Origin of the sequence: Microbacterium galbum, assembly GCF_032464915.1 — a bacterium.
In the GTDB taxonomy this organism is placed as follows: Bacteria; Actinomycetota; Actinomycetes; order Actinomycetales; family Microbacteriaceae; genus Microbacterium; species Microbacterium galbum.
The window spans coordinates 1790663-1817320 of record NZ_JAWDIS010000001.1; the positions used below are offsets into that span (position 1 = coordinate 1790663).

Annotated in this window: 23 protein-coding genes; 17 read left to right on the top strand and 6 right to left on the bottom strand. The window is 71.5% G+C overall.

Going from position 1 to position 26658, the window contains the following annotated elements:
* The first annotated feature begins 48 nt into the window (after positions 1-48).
* The 3 genes from RWH45_RS08420 to rhaS are packed head-to-tail and all read left to right on the top strand — an operon-like array spanning position 49 to position 3222.
* On the top strand, positions 49-1083 hold the full coding sequence (locus RWH45_RS08420) for an ABC transporter permease (RefSeq protein ID WP_315994425.1): 1035 nt from the start codon (positions 49-51) through the stop codon (positions 1081-1083).
* Positions 1080-2144, top strand: a complete 1065-nt coding sequence (locus RWH45_RS08425; protein WP_315994426.1) for an ABC transporter permease — start codon at positions 1080-1082, stop codon at positions 2142-2144. Before RWH45_RS08420 ends, RWH45_RS08425 begins: the two co-directional genes overlap by 4 nt.
* A 37-nt stretch (positions 2145-2181) precedes the next feature.
* Positions 2182-3222 (top strand): rhamnose ABC transporter substrate-binding protein, encoded by a 1041-nt coding sequence (rhaS, locus tag RWH45_RS08430; protein ID WP_315994427.1) that lies wholly within the window; start codon positions 2182-2184, stop codon positions 3220-3222.
* A gap of 462 nt (positions 3223-3684) precedes the next feature.
* Here the strand turns inward: rhaS and RWH45_RS08435 are convergent, their stop codons facing one another.
* Positions 3685-4683: a LacI family DNA-binding transcriptional regulator gene (locus RWH45_RS08435; protein ID WP_315994428.1), complete on the bottom strand. Its 999-nt coding sequence runs from the start codon at positions 4681-4683 to the stop codon at positions 3685-3687.
* 86 nt (positions 4684-4769) lie between these two features.
* Here RWH45_RS08435 and RWH45_RS08440 point away from each other — a divergent pair, with 86 nt between their 5' ends.
* The 7 genes from RWH45_RS08440 to RWH45_RS08470 all read left to right on the top strand — a co-directional run bounded on the left by RWH45_RS08440 (position 4770) and on the right by RWH45_RS08470 (position 12190).
* Complete coding sequence (locus tag RWH45_RS08440) at positions 4770-5189, top strand: L-rhamnose mutarotase (RefSeq protein WP_315994429.1); 420 nt, start codon at positions 4770-4772, stop codon at positions 5187-5189.
* Positions 5186-6352: an L-rhamnose isomerase gene (rhaI, locus tag RWH45_RS08445; RefSeq protein WP_315994430.1), complete on the top strand. Its 1167-nt coding sequence runs from the start codon at positions 5186-5188 to the stop codon at positions 6350-6352. Before RWH45_RS08440 ends, rhaI begins: the two co-directional genes overlap by 4 nt.
* A 176-nt stretch (positions 6353-6528) precedes the next feature.
* Positions 6529-8565 carry a bifunctional aldolase/short-chain dehydrogenase gene (locus RWH45_RS08450; RefSeq protein ID WP_315994431.1) on the top strand — a complete coding sequence of 679 codons (2037 nt, stop codon included), beginning with the start codon at positions 6529-6531 and terminating at the stop codon, positions 8563-8565.
* Positions 8562-9992: a rhamnulokinase gene (locus RWH45_RS08455; RefSeq protein ID WP_315994432.1), complete on the top strand. Its 1431-nt coding sequence runs from the start codon at positions 8562-8564 to the stop codon at positions 9990-9992. Before RWH45_RS08450 ends, RWH45_RS08455 begins: the two co-directional genes overlap by 4 nt.
* A 65-nt stretch (positions 9993-10057) precedes the next feature.
* On the top strand, positions 10058-11314 hold the full coding sequence (locus RWH45_RS08460; protein ID WP_315994433.1) for an alpha-hydroxy acid oxidase: 1257 nt from the start codon (positions 10058-10060) through the stop codon (positions 11312-11314).
* A 136-nt stretch (positions 11315-11450) separates the two neighbouring features.
* Complete coding sequence (locus RWH45_RS08465) at positions 11451-11882, top strand: chemotaxis protein CheY (RefSeq protein WP_315994434.1); 432 nt, start codon at positions 11451-11453, stop codon at positions 11880-11882.
* On the top strand, positions 11879-12190 hold the full coding sequence (locus RWH45_RS08470) for a winged helix-turn-helix domain-containing protein (RefSeq protein WP_315994435.1): 312 nt from the start codon (positions 11879-11881) through the stop codon (positions 12188-12190). The genes RWH45_RS08465 and RWH45_RS08470 overlap by 4 nt, the downstream gene beginning before the upstream one ends.
* Positions 12191-12221: 31 nt before the next feature.
* On the opposite strand, the gene RWH45_RS08475 is transcribed toward RWH45_RS08470, so the two are convergent.
* The 3 genes from RWH45_RS08475 to RWH45_RS08485 all read right to left on the bottom strand — a co-directional run bounded on the left by RWH45_RS08475 (position 12222) and on the right by RWH45_RS08485 (position 15841).
* The gene (locus tag RWH45_RS08475) at positions 12222-13832 is read right to left on the bottom strand and encodes a DHA2 family efflux MFS transporter permease subunit (protein WP_315994436.1); all 1611 of its coding nucleotides are present in this window, start codon (positions 13830-13832) and stop codon (positions 12222-12224) included.
* 186 nt (positions 13833-14018) lie between these two features.
* The gene (locus RWH45_RS08480; RefSeq protein WP_315994437.1) at positions 14019-15383 is read right to left on the bottom strand and encodes an MFS transporter; all 1365 of its coding nucleotides are present in this window, start codon (positions 15381-15383) and stop codon (positions 14019-14021) included.
* Complete coding sequence (locus RWH45_RS08485) at positions 15380-15841, bottom strand: MarR family winged helix-turn-helix transcriptional regulator (RefSeq protein WP_315994438.1); 462 nt, start codon at positions 15839-15841, stop codon at positions 15380-15382. Before RWH45_RS08485 ends, RWH45_RS08480 begins: the two co-directional genes overlap by 4 nt.
* Before the next feature lie 119 nt (positions 15842-15960).
* On the opposite strand from RWH45_RS08485, the gene RWH45_RS08490 reads away from it, so the two are divergent.
* From RWH45_RS08490 to RWH45_RS08520, 7 genes are all read left to right on the top strand, one after another.
* On the top strand, positions 15961-16809 hold the full coding sequence (locus RWH45_RS08490; protein ID WP_315994439.1) for an alpha/beta fold hydrolase: 849 nt from the start codon (positions 15961-15963) through the stop codon (positions 16807-16809).
* Positions 16810-17201: 392 nt separating this feature from the next.
* Positions 17202-18401 carry an inositol-3-phosphate synthase gene (locus tag RWH45_RS08495; protein WP_315994440.1) on the top strand — a complete coding sequence of 400 codons (1200 nt, stop codon included), beginning with the start codon at positions 17202-17204 and terminating at the stop codon, positions 18399-18401.
* Positions 18398-19264, top strand: a complete 867-nt coding sequence (locus RWH45_RS08500) for an SCO3242 family prenyltransferase (protein WP_315994441.1) — start codon at positions 18398-18400, stop codon at positions 19262-19264. The genes RWH45_RS08495 and RWH45_RS08500 overlap by 4 nt, the downstream gene beginning before the upstream one ends.
* Entirely contained in the window at positions 19261-20772 is a 1512-nt protein-coding gene (locus RWH45_RS08505; RefSeq protein WP_315994442.1) for an EboA domain-containing protein, read from the top strand. Before RWH45_RS08500 ends, RWH45_RS08505 begins: the two co-directional genes overlap by 4 nt.
* Position 20773: 1 nt before the next feature.
* Positions 20774-21658 carry a TatD family hydrolase gene (locus tag RWH45_RS08510; RefSeq protein WP_315994443.1) on the top strand — a complete coding sequence of 295 codons (885 nt, stop codon included), beginning with the start codon at positions 20774-20776 and terminating at the stop codon, positions 21656-21658.
* On the top strand, positions 21658-22821 hold the full coding sequence (gene eboE / locus RWH45_RS08515) for a metabolite traffic protein EboE (RefSeq protein ID WP_315994444.1): 1164 nt from the start codon (positions 21658-21660) through the stop codon (positions 22819-22821). The genes RWH45_RS08510 and eboE overlap by 1 nt, the downstream gene beginning before the upstream one ends.
* Positions 22818-24200: an alkaline phosphatase family protein gene (locus tag RWH45_RS08520; RefSeq protein ID WP_315994445.1), complete on the top strand. Its 1383-nt coding sequence runs from the start codon at positions 22818-22820 to the stop codon at positions 24198-24200. The genes eboE and RWH45_RS08520 overlap by 4 nt, the downstream gene beginning before the upstream one ends.
* A 162-nt stretch (positions 24201-24362) precedes the next feature.
* Here RWH45_RS08520 and RWH45_RS08525 read toward each other — a convergent pair whose 3' ends face one another.
* Both RWH45_RS08525 and RWH45_RS08530 read right to left on the bottom strand, forming a co-directional pair.
* The gene (locus RWH45_RS08525; RefSeq protein ID WP_315994446.1) at positions 24363-25367 is read right to left on the bottom strand and encodes a sugar phosphate isomerase/epimerase family protein; all 1005 of its coding nucleotides are present in this window, start codon (positions 25365-25367) and stop codon (positions 24363-24365) included.
* A gap of 38 nt (positions 25368-25405) precedes the next feature.
* The gene (locus tag RWH45_RS08530) at positions 25406-26596 is read right to left on the bottom strand and encodes a Gfo/Idh/MocA family protein (RefSeq protein WP_315994605.1); all 1191 of its coding nucleotides are present in this window, start codon (positions 26594-26596) and stop codon (positions 25406-25408) included.
* Between the last annotated feature and the right edge of the window lie 62 nt (positions 26597-26658).

Consider the following 26658-nt stretch of genomic DNA (forward strand, 5'->3'; position numbering starts at 1 on the left):
GGCATCCTTCCTCCCCGTCCCGACCACCCTTGAAGCGGAGAGCCTCCGATGAGCACCGCCACCCCCGTCCGTCCGGGCACCAGCCCCGCGGCGAAGCTCGTCTCGCACGTCGCCACGGCGCGCGAGAGCGGCATCGTCCTCGCGCTCGTGCTGATCATCGTCGTGGCGACGCTGAACAACCCGACGTTCCTCTTCTCGCCCGACGGCTTCCGCGACCTGCTGCTCACGCCGTCGCTGCTGCTGCTCGTCGCCGTCGGGCAGGCGATCGTCATCATCACGCGCAACGTCGACCTGTCGGTCGGCTCGGTCGTGGGGCTGACCGCCTATCTCACCGGACGCCTCTTCATCGACGTGCCCGGGCTGCCGCTGGTGGTCGTCTTCCTCGCGGGCATCGTGGTCGGCGGCATCCTGGGCTTCGTCAACGGCGCGCTCGTCGCCTACGCGAAGGTGCCCGCGCTGGTCATCACCCTCGGCACGATGTACATCTACCGCGGGATCAACGTCGCGTGGGCGGGGAGCAACCGCGTCAACGCCTCCGACCTGCCCGCCGACTTCCGCGGGCTCGGGACGGGCCAGATCCTCGGCATCCCGATCCTGACGATCCTCGCCGTCGTGGTGCTGATCGTCGCGGCCTGGTACCTGCGCAACCTCCGCAGCGGGCGCGAGCTGTACGCGATCGGGTCCGACCCGGCCGCCGCCCACCTGTACGGCCTCAAGGTGAACCGCCGCATCATCGGCGCGTTCGTCACCAGCGGCGCCCTCGCCGGTCTCGCGGGCGTGCTCTACGCCGCCCGGTACGGCACCGTCGCCTCCAACGCCGGTTTCGGCTGGGAGCTGCAGGCGATCGGGGCGGCCGTCATCGGCGGCGTCGCGATCTCGGGCGGCGTCGGCACCGTCTGGGGTGCGGCCATCGGCGCCTACCTGCTCCTCACGATCAACCGCGCGCTGCCGATCCTCGGCATCGACGACTTCTGGCAGCGCGCCGTGGTCGGAGCGCTCATCCTCGGCGCCATCGTGCTCGACCGCGTGCTGGCCGTCCGGCAGTCCCGCAAGCTCACCGCAGAGAGGGAGACGGGTCGATGACCTCCACCACCGTCGACGAACGCGCCCGCACCTACCGCGCGCACGGACGCCCGTTCTGGCGTCGCGCCCTGCTCACGCGCGAGGCCGCCATCATCGGCATCCTGCTGCTCGTGATCGTCGTCTCGCTGGCGACCGTGCGCAACTTCGACAGCCCGCTCACCGTGACGTACCTGCTGCGCGACATCGCACCGATCCTGTTGATCGCGCTGCCGATGACGCTCATCATCATCACCGAGGAGATCGACCTCTCGGTCGCGAGCATCGTCGGTCTCTCCAGCGTCACCGTCGGCGTCCTCACGCAGGCGGGCTGGCCGTTCGAGGTCGCCGCCCTCGCGGCGATCGTCGTGGGCCTGGTGGCCGGGGCGATCAACGGCTTCCTCGTGACGGTCGTGGGACTGCCCTCGCTCGCCGTCACGATCGGGACGCTCGCGCTCTTCCGCGGCATCGCCGTGGGCCTCCTCGGCACCGAGGCGGTCACGGAGTTCCCCGAAACCTGGACCGACCTCGCCAAGGCGAACATCCCCGGAACGCCCCTGCCGCTGATCATGATCCCGTTCGCGGTGCTCGCGATCGTGTTCGCCGTGCTGCTGCACCTCACCCCGTTCGGGCGGTCGCTGTACGCGATCGGCCTCAACAAGGAGGCCGCGCAGTTCTCCGGCATCGACGTGGCCCGCACGAAGTTCGTCCTGTTCGTGCTCAGCGGCACGGTCTCGGGCTTCGCGGGGGTCTACTTCACCCTGCTCTACAGCAACGCCCGCGGCGAGAACGCCATGGGCATGGAGCTGCAGATCATCGCCGCAGTGCTGCTGGGCGGCGTGTCGATCTTCGGCGGTCGCGGCGCCCTCCACGGCGTGATCGCCGGCGTGCTGCTCATCGGCACCCTCGGCAGCGCGCTGCGGCTCGCGGGGGTGACGAGCGACATCATCAACGTCATCACCGGCGTGCTCCTCGTGCTCTCCGTCGTGTCGGCCAGCCTGCTCGCCTGGGTGCAATCCCGCCGAGCGGCCGCCCTCGGCAAGCGCAGGAACGCGCGTGCCTCCGCCCCCGCCGCCACCGTCTGACCTGCTCACCACACCCGCATCACGAAAGGAAACAACGATGTTCGCATTCACGCGCAAGACCCGCGTCGGCACCGCTGCCGCCGCTCTCGCCCTGGCGGTCACCCTCGTCGCCACCGGCTGCTCCGGCGGCTCCGGCGGAGGCTCCGGTTCTGGGGGCGACGGGGGCAATCTCGCGATCACCTTCCTGCCGAAGAACCTCGGCAACCCGTACTTCGAGACCTCGAACAAGGGCGGCGAGGAGGCCATCGGCGAGTTCGGCGGCACCTTCGAGCAGGTCGGTCCGAGCGAGGCGACGCCCACGTCGCAGGTGCAGTACATCCAGACCGCGGCTCAGCAGGGCGTGGGCGGCCTCGTCATCTCGGCGAACGACCCCTCGGCCATCTGCGACGCGCTCGACGAGGCACGCAGCGCCGGCGTCAAGGTCGTCACGTTCGACTCCGACACCGACGCGAAGTGCCGCGACCTCTTCATCAACCAGGCGACCGCCGAGGGCATCGCCAAGGTGCAGGTCGACCTCGTCGCGAAGCAGATCGGCGACGCCGGTCAGGTGGCGATCCTGTCGGCCGCGGCCAACGCGACGAACCAGAACGCCTGGATCGAGCTCATGAAGGCGGACTTCGCCGCCAACCACCCGAACATCGAGCTCGTCGACGTCGTCTACGGCGACGATGACGACCAGACCTCGTTCGACCGCACCGCGGCCCTGCTGCAGACGTACCCGAACCTCAAGGGCATCGTCTCGCCGACCACCGTCGGCATCGCCGCCGCCGGTCGCTACCTCTCGACCTCGGAGTACAAGGGCAAGGTCGCGCTGACCGGTCTCGGCACGCCCAACCAGCTCCGCGAGTACGTGCAGGACGGCACCATCACCGCGTTCGCCCTGTGGAACCCCGCCGACCTCGGCTACCTGTCGGCGTACGCGACCAAGGCGCTGATCGACGGCACCATCACGGGTAAGGAGGGCGACTCCTTCGAGGCGGGCAAGCTCGGCGAGTTCACCGTCGGCGCCGACGCCACGGTCCTCCTCGGTGACCCCTACGTGTTCGACTCCTCGAACATCGCGGACTTCGACTTCTGAGTCGACGCCCCGCATCGGCCCCGGCCGCCCTCGTGGCGGTCGGGGCTTCGGCGTTCCGGGGGCTTCGGCGTTCCGGGGGCTTCGGCGTTCCGGGGGCGTCGGTGTTCCGGGGTGTCGGTGTTCCGGGACGTCGGCGTTCCGGGTCCGCGGTCGGCCCCGGGCCTCGGCGGTTCCGCGGCTTCCCCGCCCCGCGGCGGCCGGCCCCGCGAGCGTCCACGAATCCCGGATGCCGTGGAGGCGGTCTCCGGGTGTCTCAGACACTCGACCGGGGGGGGGGGGCTTCCCGTTGAGCGTCCAGAACACGCCGCGTCCGCGGGGCGGTGCACGGCGTGTTCTGGACACTCAACGGTGGGAGCGGAGGTGCCTGACGGGGCGGGCCGACCGGCTCGCGGGAGCGCACCTGGCCGCGCGACGGGACGGACGGACCGGCTCGTGGGAACGCACCCGGCCCGCGCGACGGCGCTAGCGGCTCGATGCCCGCACGACGAGCTCGGGTCGGAAGCGCACCTGGCGCTCGGCGGGGTCGAGCTCGCCGTCGAGCTGGCGCAGCAGCAGATCGACGGCGGTCGAGCCGATCTCCTCGGCGGGCTGACGCACCGAGGTGAGCGGCACGACGGTGGCGGCGGCGAAGTCGATGTCGTCGTATCCGACGAGGGCGATGTCGTCGGGCACGCGGATGTCGCCGAGCATCGTGAGCGCCTGTAGCACCCCGACGGCGAGCAGGTCGTTGGCGGCGAAGACGGCGTCGGGGCGGTCGGAGCGCTCGCGCAGCCCCTCACCGGCCGCGCGGCCGGCGAGGACCGTCATGGCGGCCGTCTCGATGATCTCCAGCGTGGCGCCCTCGACCTCCGCGACCGCGCGGCGCGCGCCGGTGAGGCGGTCGGCGACCTGGCGGGTGGCGAGGGGGCCGGCGACGAAGGCGATGCGTCGCCGCCCCTGCGCGAGCAGGTGGGCGACGGCGAGGTGGCCGCCCTCGACGTCGTCGACCGAGACGGTGCACACCTCGCCCGCGGCGGCCTGTTCGTCGACGAGTACGACCGGGACGCCGGCCGACGCCAGGTGCTCCACGACGTCGCCGTCGGCGTCGGCCGGGGTGAGCAGCACGCCCGCGACGCGCTGCTCGCGGAACTGGTCGAGGTAGAGGCGCTCGTGGTCGCCGTCCGCACCGCTCGAGCCGAGCAGCACGATGTACCCGTCGGCCGCGGCGCGGGCCTCGGCCCCGCGCGCCACCGCGGCGAAGAAGGGGTTGCCGACGTCGAGCACGATGAGCGCGAGCGATCGGCTGCGTCCCGCCCGCAACTGCCGGGCGGCGTCGTTGCGGACGTAGCCGAGGGCGTCGATCGCGGCGCGGACGCGCTCGACGGCGGCGGGCGAGACGGTCGCGCGACCGTTCAGCACGTTCGAGACGGTCCCCACCGAGACACCCGCGTGCGCCGCGACGTCCTTGATCTTCACCGCCATGATCCGTTGACGATATCGCACCGTCCGACGCGCTGTGGTATCGTGCGATGAAACGATTCATTCTCGAGGGAGAGAAGACCTACCCCATGTCCGCACAGACCACGCGCGTCTGCTTCGAACTCCGTGTCCACCCGGAGCGGGTCGACGAGTACGTCGCCCGGCACACCCCGGTCCGCGCCGACATGCTCGCCGAGATCGCCGCAGCCGGTCGTCGCAACTACTCCCTCTTCCTCGGTGCGGGCGGACGCCTCATCGGCTACTACGAGACCGACGACGACGCGGCCGCGCAGGCCTATCTCGCCGCGTCCCCGGTCGCAGCCGCATGGGAGGCCGAGATGGCCCCCTTCTTCCTCGGCCTCGACGGGCGCCCCGACCAGGCGGCGACCACGCTCACCGAGGTGTTCCACCTCGCCGACCAGCTTGCCGCGGCCGCGCCCGCGGCATCCGTTCCCTCCGTCAACGCCGAGTCCTCGGCATCCGCCCCGACCGAAAGCACCCGCCCATGACGACGCTGTCTCCCGAGATCCTCTCCACCCTCGAAGGCCAGGCCATCGAGCTGCCCTCGTGGGCGTTCGGCAACTCCGGCACGCGCTTCCGCGTGTTCCCCACCGCCGGGACGCCCCGCGATCCGTTCGAGAAGATCGCGGATGCCGCAGAGGTCAACCGCCTGACGGCGCTCGCCCCCTCGGTGGCCCTGCACATCCCGTGGGATCTCGTCGACGACTTCTCGGCCCTCCGCCGCCACGCCGAGGACCTCGGCGTGAAGCTCGGCACGGTGAACTCGAACACCTTCCAGGACGAGGACTACAAGTTCGGCGCCCTCACCCACCACGACGAGCGCATCCGCCGCAAAGCCATCGACCACCACCTCGCCTGCATCGACGTGATGGATGCCACGGGCTCGCGCGACCTGAAGATCTGGCTCGCCGAGGGCTCGAACTACCCCGGCCAGAACGACATGCGCGGCCGCCAGGACCGCCTGCAGGACTCGCTGCAGCAGATCTACGCGCGCCTCGGCGACGACCAGCGTCTCGTGCTGGAGTACAAGTTCTTCGAGCCGTCGTTCTACCACACCGATGTTCCCGACTGGGGGACCTCCTACGCCCAGGTCGCCTCGCTCGGCGACAAGGCGATGGTGTGCCTCGACACCGGTCACCACGCGCCGGGCACGAACATCGAGTTCATCGTCATGCAGCTCCTGCGCCTCGGAAAGCTCGGTTCGTTCGACTTCAACTCGCGCTTCTACGCCGACGACGACCTCATCGTGGGCGCGGCCGACCCGTTCCAGCTGTTCCGCATCCTGACCGAGGTCGTGCGCGGCGGGGGCCTGAACAACCCCGACGTGGCCTTCATGCTCGACCAGTGCCACAACATCGAGGACAAGATCCCCGGGCAGATCCGCTCGGTGCTGAACGTGCAGGAGATGACGGCGCGCGCGCTCCTCATCGACCGTGCCGCTCTGGATGCCGCGCAGCAGGCGAACGACGTGCTCGGCGCCAACGCGGTGCTCATGAACGCCTTCTACACCGACGTGCGCCCGGCCCTCGCCGAGTGGCGTGAGTCGCGCGGGCTTCCCGCCGACCCGATGGCCGCGTTCGCGGCATCCGGCTACCTGCCCCGCATCGCCGAGGAGCGCGTCGGCGGCACCCAGGCCGGCTGGGGCGCCTGATCGACTCCCGGGGCGGCGCGTCACCCGCTGCCCCGGGCCTCGAGGCGGCCTCACCACCGTCTCGACCCTCCTCCCACCGTCGGCCCGCCGACGGTCCTTCGACCACCGGGGCGGTGGGCCCTGAATCACCGCCGCCCCGGTTCTCCTTCCCGTCGCTCTCACCCGTGAGGAACGTCATGACCAGCTCCACCGCCGCCGACCTCGTCGCGCGCAGCAACCGCCTCGGCTCCGACCCGAAGGTCACCAACTACGCCGGCGGAAACACCTCCGCCAAGGGCACCGACATCGACCCCGTCACCGGGGAGCCGGTCGAGCTGCTGTGGGTCAAGGGTTCCGGGGGAGACCTCGGCACGCTCACCGAGAAGGGCCTCGCGGTGCTGCGGCTCGACCGCATGCGCGCGCTCGTCGACGTCTACCCCGGCATCGAGCGCGAAGACGAGATGGTCGCGGCCTTCGACTACTGCCTGCACGGCAAGGGGGGCGCCGCCCCCTCGATCGACACCGCGATGCATGGACTCGTGGATGCCGCCCACGTCGACCACCTGCACCCCGACGCGGGCATCGCGATCGCGACCGCGGCCGACGGCGAAGGACTGACGACGACCATCTTCGGCGACAAGGTCGTGTGGGTGCCGTGGCGTCGCCCGGGCTTCCAGCTGGGTCTCGACATCGCCGCGATCAAGGAGAAGAACCCGCAGGCGATCGGCACGGTCCTGGGCGGTCACGGCATCACGGCGTGGGGCGACACCTCCGAGGAGGCCGAGCGCAACAGCCTGTGGATCATCGACACCGCGCAGGCCTACATCGACGAGCACGGTGCGGCCGAGCCGTTCGGCGGGGTGCGCGCGGGCTTCGCCGCCCTGCCCGAGGCCGAGCGCCGCGCGAAGGCCGCGGCCCTGGCCCCCACCATCCGCGGTCTCGCCTCGACCGACAAGCCGATGGTCGGTCACGTCACCGACTCCGACGTCGTGCTCGACTTCCTGGCATCCGAGAAGGCTCCCGCCCTCGCCGCGCTCGGCACGAGCTGCCCGGATCACTTCCTGCGCACCAAGGTCAAGCCGCTGATCCTCGATCTGCCGGCCGACGCCTCGGTCGAGGATTCGATCGCGCGCCTGGAGGAGCTGCACGTCGCGTACCGCGAGGACTACCAGGCGTACTACGACGCGCACGCGGATGCCGACAGCCCCGCGATCCGCGGTGCGGACCCGCTCATCGTGCTCGTGCCGGGCGTGGGCATGTTCTCGTACGGCGCGAACAAGCAGACCGCGCGCGTGGCGGGCGAGTTCTACGTCAACGCGATCAACGTCATGCGCGGCGCGGAAGCGCTGTCGACCTACGCTCCGATCTCGGATGCCGAGAAGTTCCGCATCGAGTACTGGGCGCTGGAAGAGGCCAAGCTCCAGCGCATGCCGAAGCCGAAGACGCACCAGGGGCGCATCGCCTTCGTCACGGGAGCGGCATCCGGAATCGGCAAGGCCATCGCGACCCGCCTCGCCGCCGAGGGCGCGTGCGTCGTCGTCGCCGACCTCGACCTCGAGAAGGCCCGGGCCGTGGCCGCGGAGCTCGGCTCGACCGACGTCGCCATCGGGGTCGCCGCGAACGTGGCGGATGCCGAGGGCGTGCAGGCCGCGATCGACGCCACGGTCCTCGCCTTCGGTGGTATCGACCTCGTCGTGAACAACGCGGGGCTCTCGCTGTCGAAGCCGCTGCTGGAGACCACCGAGAAGGACTGGGACCTGCAGCACGACGTCATGGCCAAGGGGTCGTTCCTCGTGTCGAAGGCGGCGGCCAAGGCCCTCATCGAGCAGAAGATGGGCGGAGACGTCATCTACATCTCGTCGAAGAACAGCGTCTTCGCCGGCCCGAATAACATCGCCTACTCCGCGACGAAGGCCGACCAGGCGCACCAGGTGCGACTCCTCGCGGTCGAACTCGGCGAGCACGGCGTGCGCGTGAACGGCATCAACCCCGACGGCGTCGTGCGCGGCTCGGGCATCTTCGCCGCCGGCTGGGGCGCCAACCGCGCCGCCACCTACGGCGTCGACGAGAAGGACCTCGGTCAGTTCTACGCCAACCGCACGATCCTCAAGCGCGAGGTCGTCCCCGAGAACGTCGCCGACGCGGTGTTCGTGCTCACCGGACCCGAGCTCTCGCGCACGACCGGCCTGCACGTGCCCGTCGACTCGGGCGTCGCCGCGGCCTTCCTGCGATGAGCGGGGAGACCGCGGGCTCCCCGGCGCGCGGCGGCATCTGCGCCGTCGCGGCCGTCGATCTCGGCGCGACGAGCGGTCGCGTGATGATCGGCCGGGTCGGCGACGGCGTGCTCGAGCTCGAGCAGGTCGCGCGCTTCCCGAACGGTCCGGTGCAGCGCGCCGACGGCTGGCACTGGGACGTCGAGGCCCTGTGGGGTCACGTGCGCGAGGGGCTCGCCGAAGCGCGGCGCCGAGAGCCGTCGATCGAGAGCGTCGGCATCGACTCCTGGGCGGTGGACTACGGCCTGCTCGGCCCGGACGGATTGCTCGCGGAGCCCTTCCACTACCGCGACGAGCGCACCGCACGCGGGGTGGATGCCGTGCACGCGGTCGTTCCGTTCGAGGAGCTCTATCGACGCAACGGTCTGCAGTTCCTGCCGTTCAACACGCTCTACCAGTACGCCGCCGACCCCCGCGTCGTCGACGCCGAGGCGAGCCTGCTCATCCCCGATCTCCTCGCCGCGCGGCTCACCGGCCGACGCGTCGCGGAGCGCACGAACGCCTCGACGACCGGACTGCTCGACGTGCGCACGGGGGAGTGGGATCTCGCGCTCGCCGAGGCGCTCGGCATCCCGTCGTCCGTTCTACCTCCGCTCGTGGACCCGGGTGAGACCATCGGGGTCGCCGGCTCGGGAGCGCCGGGCCTGCCCGTGGTCGCCGTCGGATCGCACGACACGGCTTCGGCGATCGTCGCCGTGCCGCTGTCGACGCCGCACGCCGCCTACATCTCGTGCGGCACCTGGGGGCTCGTCGGTCTGGAGCTCTCCGCGCCGATCGTGACGGATGCCGCCCGCGCGGCGAACTTCACGAACGAGGGCGGGGTCGACTCTCGCGTGCGGTTCCTCCACAACGTCACGGGGCTGTGGCTCCTGAGCGAGACGGTGCGGGCCTGGTCGGAGCACGACGGCGTCCCGGTCGACCTGCCGGACCTGCTCGCCGAGGCGGCGACCGTCTCGACGCCCGCGCGCTTGTTCGACGCCGACGACCCCTCGCTCGCCGCCCCGGGTGACATGCCGGCGCGCATCGCGGCCCTGCTCGGGATGCCGGAGCCCCGCGCCGAGGCACGCGCGGCGTTCGCGCGGGTCATCGTCGAGAGCATCGCCGACGCCTTCGCCCGCGCCGTGCGCACCGCGGGCGATCTGGCCGGACGCGAGGTCGACGTCATCCACCTCGTCGGCGGGGGTGCGCTCAACGCGCTTCTCTGCCAGGCGACGGCCGACCGCAGCGGCCTTCCGGTTCTGGCCGGTCCCGTCGAGGCGACCGCACTGGGCAACGTGCTCGTGCAGGCGCGCGCCCTGGGCTGCTTCGGCGGCGACGCCTCGCTCGACGACCTGCGTCAGCGCGTCGCCGACGCCTTCCCTCCGCGGCGGTTCGCTCCCCGCCCCTGAGCCCCCTTCCCGCCCGCGAGGGTGGGGCGTACTATGTGGTCAGACCACACGAAAGAGAGATCTCCATGGTGCAGCGACAGCTCCCCAAAGTCGGCGAGCTCCTCGAGCTCATGCAGTTCAAGAAGCCCGAGCTCGACGCGCGCAAGCGCCGCCTCGACGCGGCGCTGACGATCGCCGACCTCCGCACGATCGCGAAGCGTCGCACCCCGAAGGCGGCCTTCGATTACACCGACGGCGCCGCCGAAGGCGAGCTCTCGCTCGACCGGGCGCGCCGCGCGTTCGAGGACGTCGAGTTCCACCCCGACATCCTGCGTCCCGCGGCGGACGTCGACACCTCGTGCGAAATCCTCGGCGGCCCCTCGGCGCTGCCCTTCGGCATCGCGCCCACCGGCTTCACGCGCCTGATGCAGACCGAGGGTGAGACGGCGGGGGCGTCGGCTGCGGCGGCCGCCGGCATCCCGTTCACCCTGTCGACGCTCGGCACCACCTCGATCGAGGGCGTCAAGGCGGCCAACCCCGTCGGGCGCAACTGGTTCCAGCTGTACGTCATGAAGCAGCGCGACATCTCGTACGGCCTCGTCGAGCGCGCCGCCAAGGCCGGCTTCGACACCCTGCAGTTCACCGTCGACACCCCCATCGCCGGCGCCCGCCTGCGTGACAAGCGCAACGGCTTCTCGATCCCGCCGCAGCTCACCGTCGGCACGATCGTCAACGCCATCCCGCGCCCGTGGTGGTGGATCGACTTCCTCACGACGCCCAAGCTCGAATTCGCCTCGCTCAGCACCACCGGTGGCACCGTCGGCGAGTTGCTGAACGCCGCCATGGACCCGACGATCAGCTACGACGACCTCGACGTCATCCGTGGCATGTGGCCGGGCAAGATCGTCGTCAAGGGCGTGCAGAACGTTCAGGATGCCGCGCGCCTGGTCGACCTCGGTGTCGACGGCATCGTGCTCTCCAACCACGGCGGGCGTCAGCTCGACCGCGCGCCGATCCCGTTCCACCTGCTGCCGCAGGTCGTGCGCGAGGTCGGGAAGGATGCCACGGTCATGGTCGACACGGGCATCATGAACGGCGCCGACATCGTGGCATCCATCGCCCTGGGGGCCAAGTTCACCCTCATCGGGCGCGCGTACCTCTACGGACTGATGGCCGGTGGACGTCAGGGCGTCGACCGCACCATCGCGATCCTGCGGAGCGAGATCGAGCGCACCATGACGTTGCTCGGAGTCTCGTCGCTCGAGGAGCTCGAGCCGCGCCACGTGACGCAGCTCACGCGCCTGGTCCCGGTCGGCGACCAGGCGGTCGACGCGCGCGTCTGACCGACCGCGCGACGTCGGAGCCGAGAGCGATGCGGGGGCGGAATTCGCCTCCTCCCCCGCATCGCCGACGAATCGGGAGAAAGTACTTGCCTTAAAGGAAAGTACTTGCAAGACTGAAGGAGTCGAAAGGACTCTCATGGACGCCCACCCCGCGGTCACCGCTTCCGAAGCCCGAACCCTCCTCGCCCGCGCGGAGCGCCTCAGCAGGTCCGCTCACGACGCGACTCGCTGGCCCTACATCACCTTCATCGTGGCGCTGGGCGTGGCGACGTCCATGGGGACCTTCGCCATGGCCCTCGCGACGGGCGATGCGTTCGGTCTCGCCTACGTCGGCACCCTGGCCGTGACGTTCGCACTGCTGCTCTTCTTCGTCATCAGCATCCAGGGGCGTGCCGCGTTCGCCCGCAGTCGTCGGTGGACCGCGTACATCGCCGCGTGGTTCGCCTCCTACGCGATCGCCCTGGCCGTCGTCATCTGGGCGCACGGGTCCGTGCTGCTCGCGGGCGTGGCATCCGGAGTCGTCCTGCTCGTCTCCCTCGTCTGCGCGGCGCGCGAGGCTCGCTCATGACCACGGCTGCCCGGCATCCACGGCACCGTCTCGACGACCTGCTCCAGAACTCCGTGCGCTTCTCGATCATGGCCGCCCTGGACCGCGCGACGACCCTGAGCTTCAAGGAAGTGCGCGATGCCGTGGAGATCACCGATTCCGCGCTGAGCAAGCAGGTGTCGGCGCTCGAGGCGGGGGGATACCTCTCGGTCGGGAAGTCGTTCGCGGGCAAGATGCCGCGCACCTCCCTGACCATGACCGCGGAGGGTCGCACGGCGTGGCGGAGTCACCTCGCCGTCCTCCGTGAGATCGCCGGCGTCGACGCCTGATCCGCGGTCGCCGGGCGAGCTCGCCACGCGCTCACGCCCTCTCGTCGATCCTCTCCTCCGCGCCCTCGCGACGCCGCGCGCCCGCCCCGAGCGTCGCCGTCGAGGCGAGCCCGAGCACGAGGAAGCCCGCCGCCGTGAAGGCGGCCGCGCGGGTGCCGTCGCTGAACGCGGCGCGGGCATTGATCGCGAGGTCCTGCGTCTCGGGCGACGCGGCCAGGCCCGCGATTGCCGCGCCGGCGCTGTCGACCACCTGCGACACGACCTGGTCGCGTTGGGCGGCGGGGATGCCGCGATCGTCGAGGGTGGATGCCAGCACCCCCGCCGTGGTCGAGAAGAGCACGGTCCCGAGCACGGCGACGCCGAGGGCCGCCCCGAGCTGCCTCGAGGTCGATTGGGTGCCCGACGCCTGCCCGCTGGCCGACGGGGGCACCTCCGCGAGCACGACACCGGTCAACTGCGCGGTGGCGAGGCCGACACCGACCCCGTACACGAAGAGGAAGGGGATGAGCGGGCCCCAGGTGGCATCCGGGCCGATCGTGAACGCCACCCCGGCGACGCTGATGATCTCCGCCAGCAGGCCCCCGCGCACGATCCAGACCGGGGCGACGCGCCCGCTCAACGCCCCGGCGATGCCGCTCGCGACGAACGAGCCGATCGCGAGGGAGAGCAGCAGCAGGCCCGTCTGCAGCGCGTCGAAGCCCACGACGAACTGCAGCCAGAGCGGGAGGGCGAGGATGATGCCGAACTCGCCGAGCGACACGACGGCTGCGGCGATGTTGCCGTTGCGGAACGAGGCGATGCGGAACAGCCCGAAGGCCAGCAGGGTCGGCTCTCCGCGGCGCTGTCGCCGCAGGCCCCACGCGATGAACGCCGCGAGGGCGACGAGGGCCAGTCCGAAGGCCAGGGGAACCGGTGACAGGGCGAGCGGCCAGGTCCAGTCGCCGATCGTCGGTGCGGAATCGAGCGTCCACCATCCGTAGGTGCGCCCCTCGATGAGCCCGAAGACGAGCGGGGCCATCGTCAGCACAGACAGCAGCGCACCCACACCGTCGATGCGCTCGACGCGATCGCTGCGCGACTCGGCGACGGTGAACAGCACGCCGATGACGATGAGCAGTCCGAGCGGGATGTTGATGCCGAACGCCCACCGCCACGAGAACGCGGTGGTGAGCCAGCCGCCCAGCAGCGGGCCGACGGCCGCCATGCCGCCGATCGTGGAACCCCACACGGCGAAGGCGATGCCGCGCTCGCGCCCGCGGAAGGTGGCGTTGATGATCGACAGCGTCGTCGGGAGGATCATCGACCCGCCCACGCCCTGGATGAGGCGGGCGAGGATGAGCAGACCGCCGGTCGGCGCGAGGGCGGCGGCGATCGACGCGACGGCGAAGACGACGACGCCCAGGAGCATGAGCCGTCGTCGACCGAACCGGTCGGCGAGGCTGCCGAAGACCAGCAGCAGCGAGGCGAAGACGAGGGTGTAGGCCTCTTGGACCCACTGCACCTCGGTCGAGGAGATCTTCAGTTCCTCCACGATCGAGGGCACGGCGACGTTGACGATCGTCGAGTCGACGATGATCAGCGAGACGGCGATGCTGATGAAGACGAGGCCCGCCCAGCGGCGCCCGTCCGGGTGTCCGTTCATGTAGCTAGATTATCTAGCTAGATTATCGAGGGAAAGGGCTTGCGTCGATCCGTTCGAGCCTCGCCGGCGCGTGTCCCTCACGGGTCGGTGGATCCCCTGTCCCTGTCCGCGCCGTCGGGTGCAGCCGACCGGGGCGGACAGGATCCCTTCGGCGAGCGGGGGCAGGGGAGCGCGCGGCTCGGCGGATCAGGCGCCGTGGCGAGGGCGGAGGGCCGATCGTTCGCCCGGCGGGAGCGGGATGGGCGTGGTCCCGGCGATCTCGTCGCTGAAGTCCTCGGGCTCGGGGTTCACGACGGCGATGGGCCGTGTCTCGTCGACGGTGAGGCGGAAGCGCTTCGTGTCGTGCCGGTGCACGCGCCCCGAGGCGAGGGTCCACGTGACACCGATGCCGCACGCGACGAGGGCGACGCCGGCCGCGAGCGCGATGGCGGCACGCGGGCCGAACTCGGCGGCGACGGCGCCGACGATGGGGGCGCCGACGGGGGTGCCGCCGAGGAGGATCGCCATGTACAGCGCGAGCACCCGCCCGCGCAGGGCGGGGTCGGTCGTCGTCTGCACGTAGCCGTTGGCCGTCGTCAGGGTGGTCACCACGCAGAAGCCGGTCAGCACGAGGGTCGCCGCGTACGTCTCGTACGAGGGGGCGAAGACCGAGAGGGCGGATGCCACGGCGAACCCGCCCGCGCCCAGGATCACCACGCGCATACGGGCGCGTTCACGGCGCGCTGCCAGGAGGGCGCCGGTCAGGGAGCCGATCGCGACGAACGAGCTCAGCAGGCCGAAGCCGTCGGCGCCGCGCCCGAAGGCGAGGGCCATCGTGGAGGCGAAGATCGGGAAGTTCATGCCGAACGCGCCGAGCAGGAACACCATGATGAAGATCACGACGAGGTCGGCCCGGTGGGCGACGTAGCGGAAGCCGTCGGCGAGCCGCGCGGGCCCGCCCCGGCGGTGGTGCACCACGAGCTCGTGGGGTCGCATGATCAGCAGAGCGGTGATCATGGCCAGGAACGTGAACGCGTTGACGAGGAACACCCACCCGGTGCCGATCGCGACGATCATGACGCCCGCGACCGCCGGACCGATCAGGCGTGCGGTGTTGAACGACGCCGCGTTCAGGGCGACGGCGTTCGAGGCGTTCTCCTGGGCGACGACGTCGGACACGAACGCCTGCCGGGCGGGGTTGTCGAACGCGGTCACGACGCCGAGCGCGAGGGCGAAGCCGAACATCATGGGCAGGGTCATCACCCCGGTCAGCAACAGGATGCCGAGGGTCACGGCCAGCAGCAGCAGCGCCGACTGCGTGCACATGATGAGCTTGCGGCGGTCGAAGCGATCGGCCACCCACCCCGTCACGCTCACGAGCAGGAGCGGTGGCGCGAACTGCAGCGCCATGGTCACGCCCATGGCGGCCGCGTCGTTGTCGGTCAGCTGGGTGAGCACGACCCAGTTCTGAGCCGTCGCCTGCATCCAGGCCCCGACGTTGGAGACGAGGGCGCCGATGAACCAGACGCGGTAGTTGAAGATCGACAGCGACCGGAACATCGACGAGCTCATCTGTCGGCCACCTTCCTCATGATCACCGCGGCGCGGGCCAACGTGTCGCGTTCCTCGGGGGAGAGCTCGGCGAGGGCCTCCTCCACGAAGGCGTCACGGCGTCGGACGGTCTCGTCGACGATCGTGCGCCCGAAGTCGGTGAGGTCGATCGTCACGCGGCGACGATCGACCTCGTCGGGGATGCGGCTGATGTAGCCCGCCTCCTCGAGCAACGACACCGTCCGGTTCATCGACGGGGCGGTGACGCGCTCACGATCGGCCAGCTGGCCGAGCGTGTGCGCACCGTGCACCGTGAGGGCGGCGAGGACGGCGAACTGCCCGTCGCTCATGGTGTCGACGGCCCGCTGCGCCCGGAGGCGGCGGGCCAGACGGAACGTGGCCATGCGCAGCTCGGAGGCCGCGGCGCTGAAGTCATGACTCAGGTCGGGAAGGGGGGATTCGTCGACGCGATCATTCATGTTCCTGCCTTCGAGGGTAGCTCATTAGTCTTGCTAACGGAATGGATGCCGCGCTTCGCGGCCGCGCGGCCGCGCGTTCCGGCCGCACAGCGGGCACGCGTCGCCCCTAAACTCGGCGCATGCCCGAGTTCGTCGACGCCTACGGCATCCCGATCGTCTATGACGTCCACGAGGCCGCCGAGCCGCGGGCCGTGGTGCAGCTGCTGCACGGCGTCGGTGAACACGCGGGTCGCTACGGCGCTCTCATCGACGCCCTCGTCGCCGACGGCTACACGGTCTACGCCGACGACCATCGAGGACACGGGCGCACCGGGCTCCGCCAGTGGGGCGGCGACCACCGGCGGCTCGGACGGCTCGGCCCCGGCGGTCTCGGTGCCGCGCGCGACGCGGTGTGGACCCTCACGCAGCTCATCCGCGAGGCGCATCCCGACCTGCCGCTGGTCCTCCTCGGCCACTCGTGGGGGTCGTTCCTCGCGCAGATGCTGCTGGACCGGCATCCGGACGCCTACGACGCCGTCGTGCTGAGCGGGTCCGCCCTCCGCTGGCCGGGGGCGCTGAACGCCGGCGACCTCAACGCCCCGTGGAAGCACGTGCGCGGGTCGGGGATGGAGTGGCTCTCGAGCGACGAGCAGGTGGGCCGCGACTTCGTCGCCGACCCCCTGACGACCTCGGAGCCGCTGATGAAGCTCTTCGGACCCCTCGAGGCGGCCAAGCTCTTCGGTCGGCCGCGGCGCGATCTCGGCCACGACGTGCCGATACTGCTCATGGTCGGTCGCGACGACACCGTGGGCGGTCCGCGCAGCGTCCACCGGCTGGCGGACGCCTACCGCGACCGGTCGGGTCTCACCGACGTCACGACGCTGGTCTATCCGGGCGCGCGGCACGAGATCTTCGCGGAGCGGGAGCAGGATGCCGTCCGCGCCGACCTCCTCGCGTGGCTCGACCGGCGGCTGCCGGCGCGGGGCTGAACCGCGCCCCCTCACGGACGACGGATGAACGGCGAGGGCCGTTCGGCGGGGGTCGAGTCGTCGCGTGCCGTCGACACGGCGGTGCTGAGGGAGCTCGCCCGCCGCGGCTGAGCGCTCACCGGCTCGGACGACGGGCGTTCCGGGCGACGCGGCGCACCTGCTGTTCGCTGAGCGGTTTCTGCATACGCACGAAGCATCTTTTGGTTGCCATTCCGCAAAAGCCCGGATACTGTCGGAAGAGCCAGGACACCTCGACGACGAGTACCCCCTCACCACCCCGGGTCGCCCTCCATCCCCCTCGGAGCGCCCCGCTCGAACGGCCCCTCACCCCGGGGCCGTGCCGTCGTGCGCGCCCGGCCATCACGTCCCTCAACGAAGAACGGACCACACGAGTGAACACTTCGGATACCCCCCACGCCCCGGAGGTCGGCGCCTGGTTCATCGGCGCGCGCGGCTCCCTCGCCACCACCGCGACCCTCGGCATCCACGCTCTCGCCCTCGGTGCGGCGGCGCCGGTGGGGCTCACCACCGAGACCGACGCCGTGCGGGTCGAGGAGTTCCCCGCGATCGGCGGGATCGTCGTCGGCGGCCACGACATCTCGACGACCCCGCTCGATGAGCGGGCGGCCCAACTCGCCGCGGGCGGAATGTTCCCCGCCGCCCTCGTCGAAGCGACGCGTGGCCGCCTGCGCGAGACGGAGGAGAACCTGCGCCCCGTGCCGACCCTCACCACTACGCAGCAGGAGGAGATCGATCTGCTCGCGGCCGACATCATCGACTTCCGCGACCGGCACGACCTGCGCGAAGTCGTCGTCATCGACGTCTCGTCGACCGAGCCGCTGCCGCCGTACCACCCCTGCTTCGACGACGACGACCTGCTGCAGACCGCCCTCACCACGCCCGGCGTGCGGGTTCTGCCGCCGAGCTCGCGCGCGGCCCTGGCCGCGATCGCGGCCGGCGCCGCCTATGCCGCCTTCACCCCCTCCGCGTCGCTCACGCTCGCCGTGCTGCGCGAGCGCGCCGACCGCGCCGGCATCGCCTACGCGGGTCAGGACGGGAAGACCGGCGAGACGCTGCTGCGCACGGTGCTCGCTCCGATGTTCGCGGCGCGCGGGTTCCGTGTGCAGTCCTGGGCCGGTACCAACCTCCTCGGCGGAGGTGACGGGGCCACTCTGGCCGACCCCGAGGCGGTGCGTTCCAAGCTCGTGTCGAAGAACCGCGGACTGCACGCCCTCGTCGGCGACGACGTCGTGGCCCCTCTGCACATCGACAACGTCCCCGACCTCGGCGACGTCAAGACCGCGTGGGACCACGTCAACGCCACCGGCTTCCTCGGCAGTCGCGTGACCTTGCAGACGACCTGGAGCGCATACGACTCCGCCCTCGCCGCCCCGCTCGTGATCGACCTGGTCCGTTCGCTCTCGCTCGCCACCCGCGCCGGCCACGCGGGGGTCGTGCCCGCCCTGGGCTGCTTCTTCAAAGACCCGTGGGGCAGCGACGTGCATGGTTTCGGTGACCAGACCGCGCAGTTCGTCGCCTGGGTGCACGAGACCGCCGCCGCCGTCGCGGCGGCCCGGGTCGCCGCGCCGTGACGCGCGTCGCGGACTACCTCGACCTGGTCCGCGCCCCCGCGTCGCTCACCGTGCTGGGCGACGCGCTCATCGGGGCGCTCGCCGCGCGCGGTCCGGGCGCCGGCGGAGCGGCGCGCGGGGCGGCGCTCGCGGCCTCGTCGGTCTGCCTGTACAGCGCGGGCATGGCCGTGAACGACTGGGCGGATGCCGACCTCGATGCGCTCGAGCGGCCGGAGCGCCCCATCCCCTCGGGGCGTCTCAGTCGTCGGCGCGCGCTCGCCGTCGGGGCGGGGCTGACGGTGACCGGGGTGGGGGCAGCGTTCGCGGCGGGCCGCGCGTCGGGCATGGTGTCGCTCGCCCTCGCGGCCACGCTCTGGGCCTACGACGTGGTGCTCAAGCCCACGGCCGCGGGGCCGGTGGCCATGGCCGTGTGCCGCGGACTCGACGTGGTCCTGGGCGCCGCGGGGCCCGGCTGGCGTGCGGCGCTGCTTCCCGCGGGAGCGGTGGCCGTGCACACGGTGGCGGTCACCGCCGTCTCGCGGGGCGAGGTCTCGGGTTCCACGCGTGGCACCGGCGTCGCCGCGGTCGGGGCCAGCGTCGCCGTCGCGGTGTCCACTCTCGTCGGTCGCTCGAATCGCCCCGCCGCGCTGCTGGGGGCGACCCGCTACCTCGCCGCGGTGCTCCCCGGGCAGATCGCCGTCGCCCGCCGACCCGGCGCGGCCGAGGCCCGTGATGCGACCAGGGCCGGCATCCGTTCCGTCGTGCCCCTGCAGTCGGCCCTCGCGGCTCGCGCGAGTGCGCCCCTCGCCACGGCAGCGCTTCTCGGCGTCGAGGGGGCGGGCCGCCTCCTCGGACGCCGCCGATCCGGAGAAGACATCACATGAGCGTGGACTGGACCTGGGGCTACGGCACGAACGGTTTCACCGACCACCCGCTTCCCTCGGCGCTCGATGTGCTCCAGCACCACGGCTATCGTGCCGTCGCCCTCACGCTCGGGCATCCCCATCTCGACCCCTTCGCCGCCGACTGGCGTGAGCAGACCGAGGCCCTCGCGGTCGATCTGCGCCGCCGGGGGCTGCGCGTCGTCGTCGAGACCGGGACGCGCTATCTGCTCGACGCGTTCCGCAAGCACCGTCCGACCCTCGTCGACCGCGAGGCGGGGCCGCGCATGGACTTCCTCCGTCGGGCGATCGAGATCGCGGCGATCCTCGACGCCGACTGCGTGTCGCTGTGGAGCGGCGTGGTGCCCGGCGACGTCTCGACCGAGGCGGCGCGCGTCCTGCTCGACGAGCGCCTCCTCGCTTTGACCGCGGATGCCGCGGCAGCGGGGGTGACCCTCGCGCTGGAGCCCGAACCCGGGATGCTCGTCGAGACCGTCGCCGATGCCCTGGCCGTGCGCGCTCGCCTCGGTCATCCCGCGGCCCTCGGCGTGACCGTCGACCTCGGTCACTGCGTCGTCGTCGAACCCGACGGCGTCGTCGGCGCCCTCCGCGCCGCAGGATCGCTGCTGTGCAACGTCCAGGCCGACGACATGCTCCCCAGTGCCCACGAGCACCTCCCTTTCGGCGACGGCGAGCTCGACCTGCCCGCGGCCCTCGCCGTCCTCCGCGAGATCGGTTACCGCGGTGTGGTGGCCGTCGAACTGCCTCGTCACGCCCACGCGGCCCCCGAGCTCGCCCGTGCGAGCATGGCGGCGCTGCTCGCGGCGTCCGAGACACCGCGTCCCACGGTCGCCGCAGGTCCGAACGCGGGAGGAGCCGTCGCTCCGGGGCGACCCTCCGCTCTTCCGACGCCCGTGCCCCACCCCTGGACCACCCGCGCCGTCGAGGCGGTGCAGACGGATGCCGCCCGCGCGGCACGCCTGTTCGCCTCGGCCGGACGCGAGGTGGGGCGAGAGCCGCTGTCACCGGAGCCGTTCGCCCCCACCGCCGACGACGTGTCGCGGGCCGCGATCGTCGCGGCACTCGCCGACTCCGGAGCCGACCCCGATGTGGTCCGCGCTCTGTACCGCCGGGGTGACGATGCGGAGCGCCGCGGAGTGCTGCGCGGTCTCGACGCGCTCGCCGCGCCGTCCCCGGGCTGGCGCGAAGCGGGCCTCGAACTCGTCGTCGACGCCCTCCGCGCCAACGACACCCGTCTCGTCGCCGCCGCCCTGGGCCGGTTCGCCGCCGCGCACCTCGACGACCACGCGTGGCGCCACGGCGTGCTCAAGTGCGTGTTCCTCGGCATCCCGCTCGTCGTCGTCGCCGGCCTCGCCGAACGCGCCGACGACGAGCTCGCCGCCATGGGTGCGCGCTTCGCCGAGGAACGCCGGGCGGCGGGCCGCTCCGTGCCGGCCGACCTCGCTCTCCTCTCACGCTCCACCGATCACCTCCTCGCCGAAAGGGCCTGACATGCGCATCTTCGACCCCCACATCCACATGTCCGCCCGCACCACCGACGATTACGAGGCGATGTACGACGCGGGCGTCCGCGCCCTCGTCGAACCGGCGTTCTGGCTCGGTCAGCCCCGAACCAGCGTGGGGTCCTTCCTCGACTACTTCGACGCCCTGATCGGCTGGGAGAGATTCCGCGCCGCGCAGTTCGGTATCCGCCACCACTGCACGATCGCGCTGAACCCCAAAGAAGCGAACGATCCACGGTGCCGCGAGGTCATGGCCGAGCTGCCGACCTACCTCGCCAAAGACGGCGTGGTCGCCGTCGGCGAGACCGGATACGACTCGATGACCCCCGAGGAGGACGAGATCCTGCGCGGACATCTCGCCCTCGGCATGGAGTTCGACCTGCCGGTCCTCGTGCACACCCCACACCGTGACAAGGCGGTGGGCACGCAGCGTACCCTCGACGTCGTCGCCGAGTCCGGCATCCCGATCGAGCGCGTCCTCGTCGATCACCTCAACGAGACCTGCGTCGATGCCGTCGCCGACAGCGGGGCGTGGATGGGCTTCTCGATCTACCCCGACACGAAGATGGACGAGCGGCGTGTGGTCGCGATCATGCAGCGCATCGGCCTCGACCGCGTGATCGTCAACTCCGCGGCCGACTGGGGCCGATCCGACCCGCTCAAGACGGCCAAGACGGGCCTCGCGATGCTCGACGCCGGCTTCAGCGACGACGACGTCGACCGCATCCTGTGGCGTAACCCGCGCGACTTCTACGCGCAGAGCGGTCGGGTGAACACCGACCCGATCGAGGGGTTCGCCCCGGCGAACCAGGGCCCCGACGTGTTCGAGGGCAACTCGGTTCTGCGCGGCACGGCCACGCGTCAGGGGGCGTGATGCATCTCTCGTACTGCACCAATGTCCACCCGGCGGAAGACCTGCCCGGCATCGTCCGCCAGCTCGACGAGAATGCCGGCCCGGTGCGGCGAGAGGCGGGTCTCGACCGTCTCGGCGTGGGATTGTGGCTACCCGTCGGCACGGCGTCGCTCCTCGCGCGCGACGGCGAGGCCCGGGCGACGCTCGCCGCCGCACTCGAGCGCAACGGCCTCGAGCTGCGCACGATCAACGCCTTCCCCTACCGCGGGTTCCACGACGACGTCGTCAAGCTCGCGGTCTACCGCCCCGACTGGACCACGAGAGAACGCCTGGACTACACGCTCGACTGCGCACACGTGCTCGCCGCGCTCCTGCCCGACGGCGCGGACGGCAGTATCTCCACGCTCCCGCTGGGATGGCGGGATGGGTGGGGCTCCGCCGACGACGACGCCGCCGAGGCCTCGCTCGTCCGACTCGTCGACGGACTCGCCGCGCTCGAGCGCGAGACGGGGCGCACGGTGCGCGTGGCCATCGAGCCCGAGCCCGGCTGCATCCTCGACGACGTCGCCGACATCGTCGCCTGGCTGAGCGCGCGTCCGCGCCTCATCGCCGACGGCCGGATCGGCCTGTGCCTCGACACGTGCCACCTGGCCGTTTCGTTCGCCCCTCCCGCCGAGGCCGTCGCCGCCGCGGTGGCGGCCGGCATCAGGGTGGTCAAGGTGCAGGCCTCCGTGGCCCTCGAGGTGCCCGACCCCTCGGATCCCCGCACGGAAGCCGCTCTCCGTCCCTTCGCCGAGGAACGCTACGTGCATCAGGTGCGCGAGGCCGGGGGCACCCGCGCAGCCGACGACCTGCCCGAGGTCCTCGACGCCGCCGAGGCGTGGCCGAGGGATCGCGCGTGGCGGGTGCACGTCCACATCCCCCTGCACGCCCGTCCCGCGCCGCCCCTGCGCGCGACCACTGAGGTCCTGGAAGCTGCCGTCGAGGCGGTGCTGTCCACCCCCGACGGCGACCGGGCGCACCTCGACGTCGAGACGTACACGTGGTCGGTGCTCCCCGACCAGATGCGACCCGGCACCCTCGTGGAGGGCATCGCCGCCGAACTGCGTTGGGCGCTCGAGAACCTCCCGCGCGCACTCGCCGGGGCCGCGGCCGCCACAGCCGCGGATGGAACCCGCGCATGAGCAAAGTCCTCCTCCTCGACATCGTGGGCCTCACTCCGCGCGCACTCGCCTCGATGCCCCGCTTGAGCGCGATCGGACGCGTCGGCGGGCAGATGGGGCTCGACACCATCCTCCCGGCGGTCACATGCAGCGTTCAGTCGACCATGCTCACCGGGCTGGCGCCGCGCGAACACGGAATCGTCGGCAACGGCTGGTACTTCCGCGGTCTCGGCGACCCCCTGCTCTGGCGCCAGCACAACAAGCTGGTCGCGGGTGAGAAAGTGTGGGACACCGCGCGCCGCGCGCGACCCGGGCTCACCGTCGCCAACCTCGGTTGGTGGTTCGCGATGGGGGCGACGACCGACGTCACCGTCACCCCACGGCCGATCTACCACGCCGACGGGCGGAAGAGCCCCGACGCGTACGTCCGCCCCGCGGTCCTGCACGACCAGCTCGTGGGGGCGCTGGGGGAGTTCCCGCTGTTCCAGTACTGGGGGCCCACCGCCACGATCCGCAGCAGCGCGTGGCTGGCCGAGGCGACGCGCGGCCTCGTCACCGGGCGCTGGGGGCCGTCCCCCGATCTCGCCATGGCCTACCTCCCGCACCTCGACTACGACCTCCAACGCTTCGGCCCGAACGCGCCGGAGGCCGACCGCGCCGCGCGGGAGCTGGACGACGCCATCGCGCCGCTGCTGACCGACGCCGTCGACCGCGGCTACTCGGTGCTGGCCGTGTCGGAGTACGGCATCGAGGAGGCCTCGCGACCGGTCGACATCAACCGTGCGCTGCGCCGTGAGGGTTTGCTCGAGGTGTATGTGCAGGACGGGCGGGAGCAACTGGACCCCTGGACCTCACGTGCGTTCGCCGTCGCCGACCACCAGGTCGCGCACGTCTACGTTCCGGATGCCGGCGACCTTCCGTGCGTCCGCTCACTGCTACAGGGGCTCGACGGGGTCGACGACGTGCTGGACCGTGAGGCGCAGGCCCGCTACGGCCTCGATCACGAGCGCGCCGGCGAGCTCGTCGTGGTGGCCGAGCCGGGGGCGTGGTTCACCTACTATTTCTGGCTCGACGACGCTCGCGCGCCCGAGTACGCCCGGGGCGTCGATATCCATCGCAAGCCCGGCTACGACCCCGCCGAGCTGTTCTTCGACCCCGCCGACCGCCTCGCGAAGGCCAAGGCGGGAGCGAACCTCGTGAAGAAGAAGCTCGGCTTGCGCTATGCGATGAGCACCGTACCACTCGATCCCACGTGCGTGCGCGGGACCCACGGGCGCCTGCCCTCCTCGCGCGCGGACGCCCCGATGATCATCAGCAGCGATCCCGCGCTGCTTCCCGATGTCGAGTCGCTGCCCGCCGCGGGTGTCCGTGATCTGGTGCTCCGCGGCCTGCGCGTCTGACGCGGGGCACGCGTCCAGAACAGGCATGCCGCGGGGCGGGCTGTTCGCAGCGGAGACGACCCCACCCGATGGCATCCCTCCTCCGCGGCGGCCGCGGACGCACGGAGGGCCGGACGCCTCACGCGCCCGGCCCTCCTCTTCGCTTCCGGCTGCTCGCCCCGATCAGCGCCGGCTGAACGCCGCGTCGAACGCCGCCCCCGACGGTTCGTACGACGACAGCTTCCGCACGAAGCCGAGCGCCTCGGGCGCTCCGACCAGGCGGTCCATGCCGGCGTCCTCCCACTCGACCGACAGTGGACCGTCGTAGCCGATCGCGTTCAGCATGCGGAAGGCGTCCTCCCACGGGACGTCGCCGTGGCCGGTGGAGATGAAGTCCCAGCCGCGACGGGGGTCCGCCCACGGCAGGTGCGACGACAGGCGGCCGTTGCGGCCGTTCGACAGACGCTTCTTCGTGTCCTTGCAGTGCACGTGGAAGATCTTGTCCTGGAAGTCCCACAGGAACGCGACCGGATCAATGTCCTGCCACACCATGTGCGAGGGGTCCCAGTTCAGCCCGAACGCCTCGCGGTGCCCGATGGCCTCGAGCGCCCGCTTCGTCGTCCAGTAGTCGTAGGCGATCTCCGAGGGATGCACCTCGTGGGCGAAGCGCACGCCGACCTCGTCGAAGACGTCGAGGATCGGGTTCCACCGGTCCGCGAAGTCCTGGTACCCGGCATCCACCATCTCCTCGGTGGCGGGCGGGAACATCGCGACGTACTTCCAGATGCTCGACCCGGTGAAGCCGGTGACCGTCTTCACCCCCAGCGCGGAAGCCAGGCGGGCGGTGTTCTTCAGCTCCTCGGCGGCGCGCCGGCGGACGCCCTCGGGGTCGCCGTCGCCCCACACCCGGTCGGACACGATGTCGCGATGGCGCTGGTCGATGGGGTCGTCGCAGACGACCTGGCCCTTGAGGTGGTTGGAGATCGTCCACACCTTCAGGCCGTGGCGCTGAAGCACGTCGAGCTTGCCCTGGACGTACTGCTCGTCGTCCCAGCGCCAGGGGTCGAGGTGATCGCCCCAGCAGGCGATCTCGAGGCCGTCGTAGCCCCACTCGCCGGCGAGTCGGGCCACCTCCTCGAACGGCAGGTCGGCCCATTGGCCCGTGAACAGGGTGATCGGTCGCGTCATCGCGGGGAACCTCTCATCGGAAGGGAACGGGGAATGTTTCAGGATGCCGCGTACGCGCGGTCGGAAAGGGTCGACGGTGCGAGGGAGGGTTCGACGCCCGTCCAGACCCCGTCCGCGTCGGAGCTGCGGGCCACGGCATCCAGGACCTCCTGCACGTGGAGACCGTCCGCGAAGGACGGGCGCGGATCCTCGTCGGCGGCGACCGCCTCGACGAAGTCCTTCGCCTGGTGCGAGAAGCCGTGCTCGTAGCCGAGCATGTGACCGGTGGGCCACCAGGCGCCGACGTAGGGGTGCTCGGGTTCGGTGACGAGGATGCGGCGGAACCCCTGCTCCGTCGCGGGCAGCGTGGCGTCGTAGAACTGCAGCTCGTTGGGACTCTCGAGGTCGAACGACAGCGAGCCGAGGGAGCCGGAGATCTCGACGCGCAGGGCGTTCTTGCGGCCGAGACGGAATCGCGAGGCCTCGAACGAGGCGAGGGCGCCGTTCTCCAGCCGACCCGTGAAGAGGGCGAGGTCGTCGACCGTGACGGCGCCGCGCCCGGCGCCGGCCGAGCCGGAGAGGCCGGAGGCGGAGCCCAGCACGGGGCGCTCCGACACGATCGTCTCGAGCAGACCCGCCACCCGCGTCACCCGCAAGCCGGTCATGAACTCGGTGATGTCGACGGCATGGGCGCCGATGTCGCCGAGCGACCCGGAGCCGGCGCGATCCTTCTGCAGGCGCCACGTCAGCGGCGCGTCGGCGTCGCTGAGCCAGTCTTGCAGGTACTCGGCGCGCACCTGACGGATGTCGCCGAGGCGGCCGGTGGCGATGAGATCGCGGGCGAAGGTGGTCGCAGGCAGGCGTCGGTAGGTGAAGCCGACCATCGAGCGGATGCCGTATCGCTGAGCGGATGCCGCGGCCTCGGCCATGCGGCGGGCTTCGTCGACGGTGTTGGCGAGGGGCTTCTCGCACAGGACGTGCTTTCCCGCCGCAAGCGCGGCGATGGCGATCTCGGCGTGGGAGTCGCCGGGGGTGACGATGTCGACGACGTCGATGTCGTCGCGTTCGAGCACCTCGCGCCAGTCGGTCGAGCTCTCGGCCCACCCCCAGGTGTCGGCCGCGGCCCGGGTGCGGGCGGCGTCGCGTCCGACGAGGACGCTCATCTCGGGGGCGAGGGGGAGATCGAAGAAGCGGGGTGCGACGCGCCATCCCTGGGAGTGCGCGGCGCCCATGAATCCCGCGCCGATCATGGCGATGCGGAGGTGCTGGGTCACGATGAGGGTCTTTCTGTGGGAGATGGAGGACGGGGCGC

Bases quoted from the DNA above. Each gene is read 5' to 3' on its own strand.
- RWH45_RS08505 (WP_315994442.1), top strand. From the start codon at position 19,261: ATGAGCGTGGACTGGACCTGGGGCTACGGCACGAACGGTTTCACCGAC.
- RWH45_RS08510 (WP_315994443.1), top strand. From the start codon at position 20,774: ATGCGCATCTTCGACCCCCACATCCACATGTCCGCCCGCACCACCGAC.
- RWH45_RS08465 (WP_315994434.1), top strand. From the start codon at position 11,451: ATGGACGCCCACCCCGCGGTCACCGCTTCCGAAGCCCGAACCCTCCTC.
- RWH45_RS08480 (WP_315994437.1), bottom strand. From the start codon at position 15,383: ATGAGCTCGTCGATGTTCCGGTCGCTGTCGATCTTCAACTACCGCGTC.
- RWH45_RS08420 (WP_315994425.1), top strand. From the start codon at position 49: ATGAGCACCGCCACCCCCGTCCGTCCGGGCACCAGCCCCGCGGCGAAG.
- RWH45_RS08435 (WP_315994428.1), bottom strand. From the start codon at position 4,683: ATGGCGGTGAAGATCAAGGACGTCGCGGCGCACGCGGGTGTCTCGGTG.
- eboE (WP_315994444.1), top strand. From the start codon at position 21,658: ATGCATCTCTCGTACTGCACCAATGTCCACCCGGCGGAAGACCTGCCC.
- RWH45_RS08520 (WP_315994445.1), top strand. From the start codon at position 22,818: ATGAGCAAAGTCCTCCTCCTCGACATCGTGGGCCTCACTCCGCGCGCA.
- rhaI (WP_315994430.1), top strand. From the start codon at position 5,186: ATGACGACGCTGTCTCCCGAGATCCTCTCCACCCTCGAAGGCCAGGCC.
- RWH45_RS08460 (WP_315994433.1), top strand. From the start codon at position 10,058: ATGGTGCAGCGACAGCTCCCCAAAGTCGGCGAGCTCCTCGAGCTCATG.
- RWH45_RS08440 (WP_315994429.1), top strand. From the start codon at position 4,770: ATGTCCGCACAGACCACGCGCGTCTGCTTCGAACTCCGTGTCCACCCG.
- RWH45_RS08475 (WP_315994436.1), bottom strand. From the start codon at position 13,832: ATGAACGGACACCCGGACGGGCGCCGCTGGGCGGGCCTCGTCTTCATC.
- RWH45_RS08470 (WP_315994435.1), top strand. From the start codon at position 11,879: ATGACCACGGCTGCCCGGCATCCACGGCACCGTCTCGACGACCTGCTC.
- RWH45_RS08485 (WP_315994438.1), bottom strand. From the start codon at position 15,841: ATGAATGATCGCGTCGACGAATCCCCCCTTCCCGACCTGAGTCATGAC.
- RWH45_RS08525 (WP_315994446.1), bottom strand. From the start codon at position 25,367: ATGACGCGACCGATCACCCTGTTCACGGGCCAATGGGCCGACCTGCCG.
- RWH45_RS08530 (WP_315994605.1), bottom strand. From the start codon at position 26,596: ATGATCGGCGCGGGATTCATGGGCGCCGCGCACTCCCAGGGATGGCGC.
- RWH45_RS08425 (WP_315994426.1), top strand. From the start codon at position 1,080: ATGACCTCCACCACCGTCGACGAACGCGCCCGCACCTACCGCGCGCAC.
- RWH45_RS08450 (WP_315994431.1), top strand. From the start codon at position 6,529: ATGACCAGCTCCACCGCCGCCGACCTCGTCGCGCGCAGCAACCGCCTC.
- RWH45_RS08455 (WP_315994432.1), top strand. From the start codon at position 8,562: ATGAGCGGGGAGACCGCGGGCTCCCCGGCGCGCGGCGGCATCTGCGCC.
- RWH45_RS08490 (WP_315994439.1), top strand. From the start codon at position 15,961: ATGCCCGAGTTCGTCGACGCCTACGGCATCCCGATCGTCTATGACGTC.
- rhaS (WP_315994427.1), top strand. From the start codon at position 2,182: ATGTTCGCATTCACGCGCAAGACCCGCGTCGGCACCGCTGCCGCCGCT.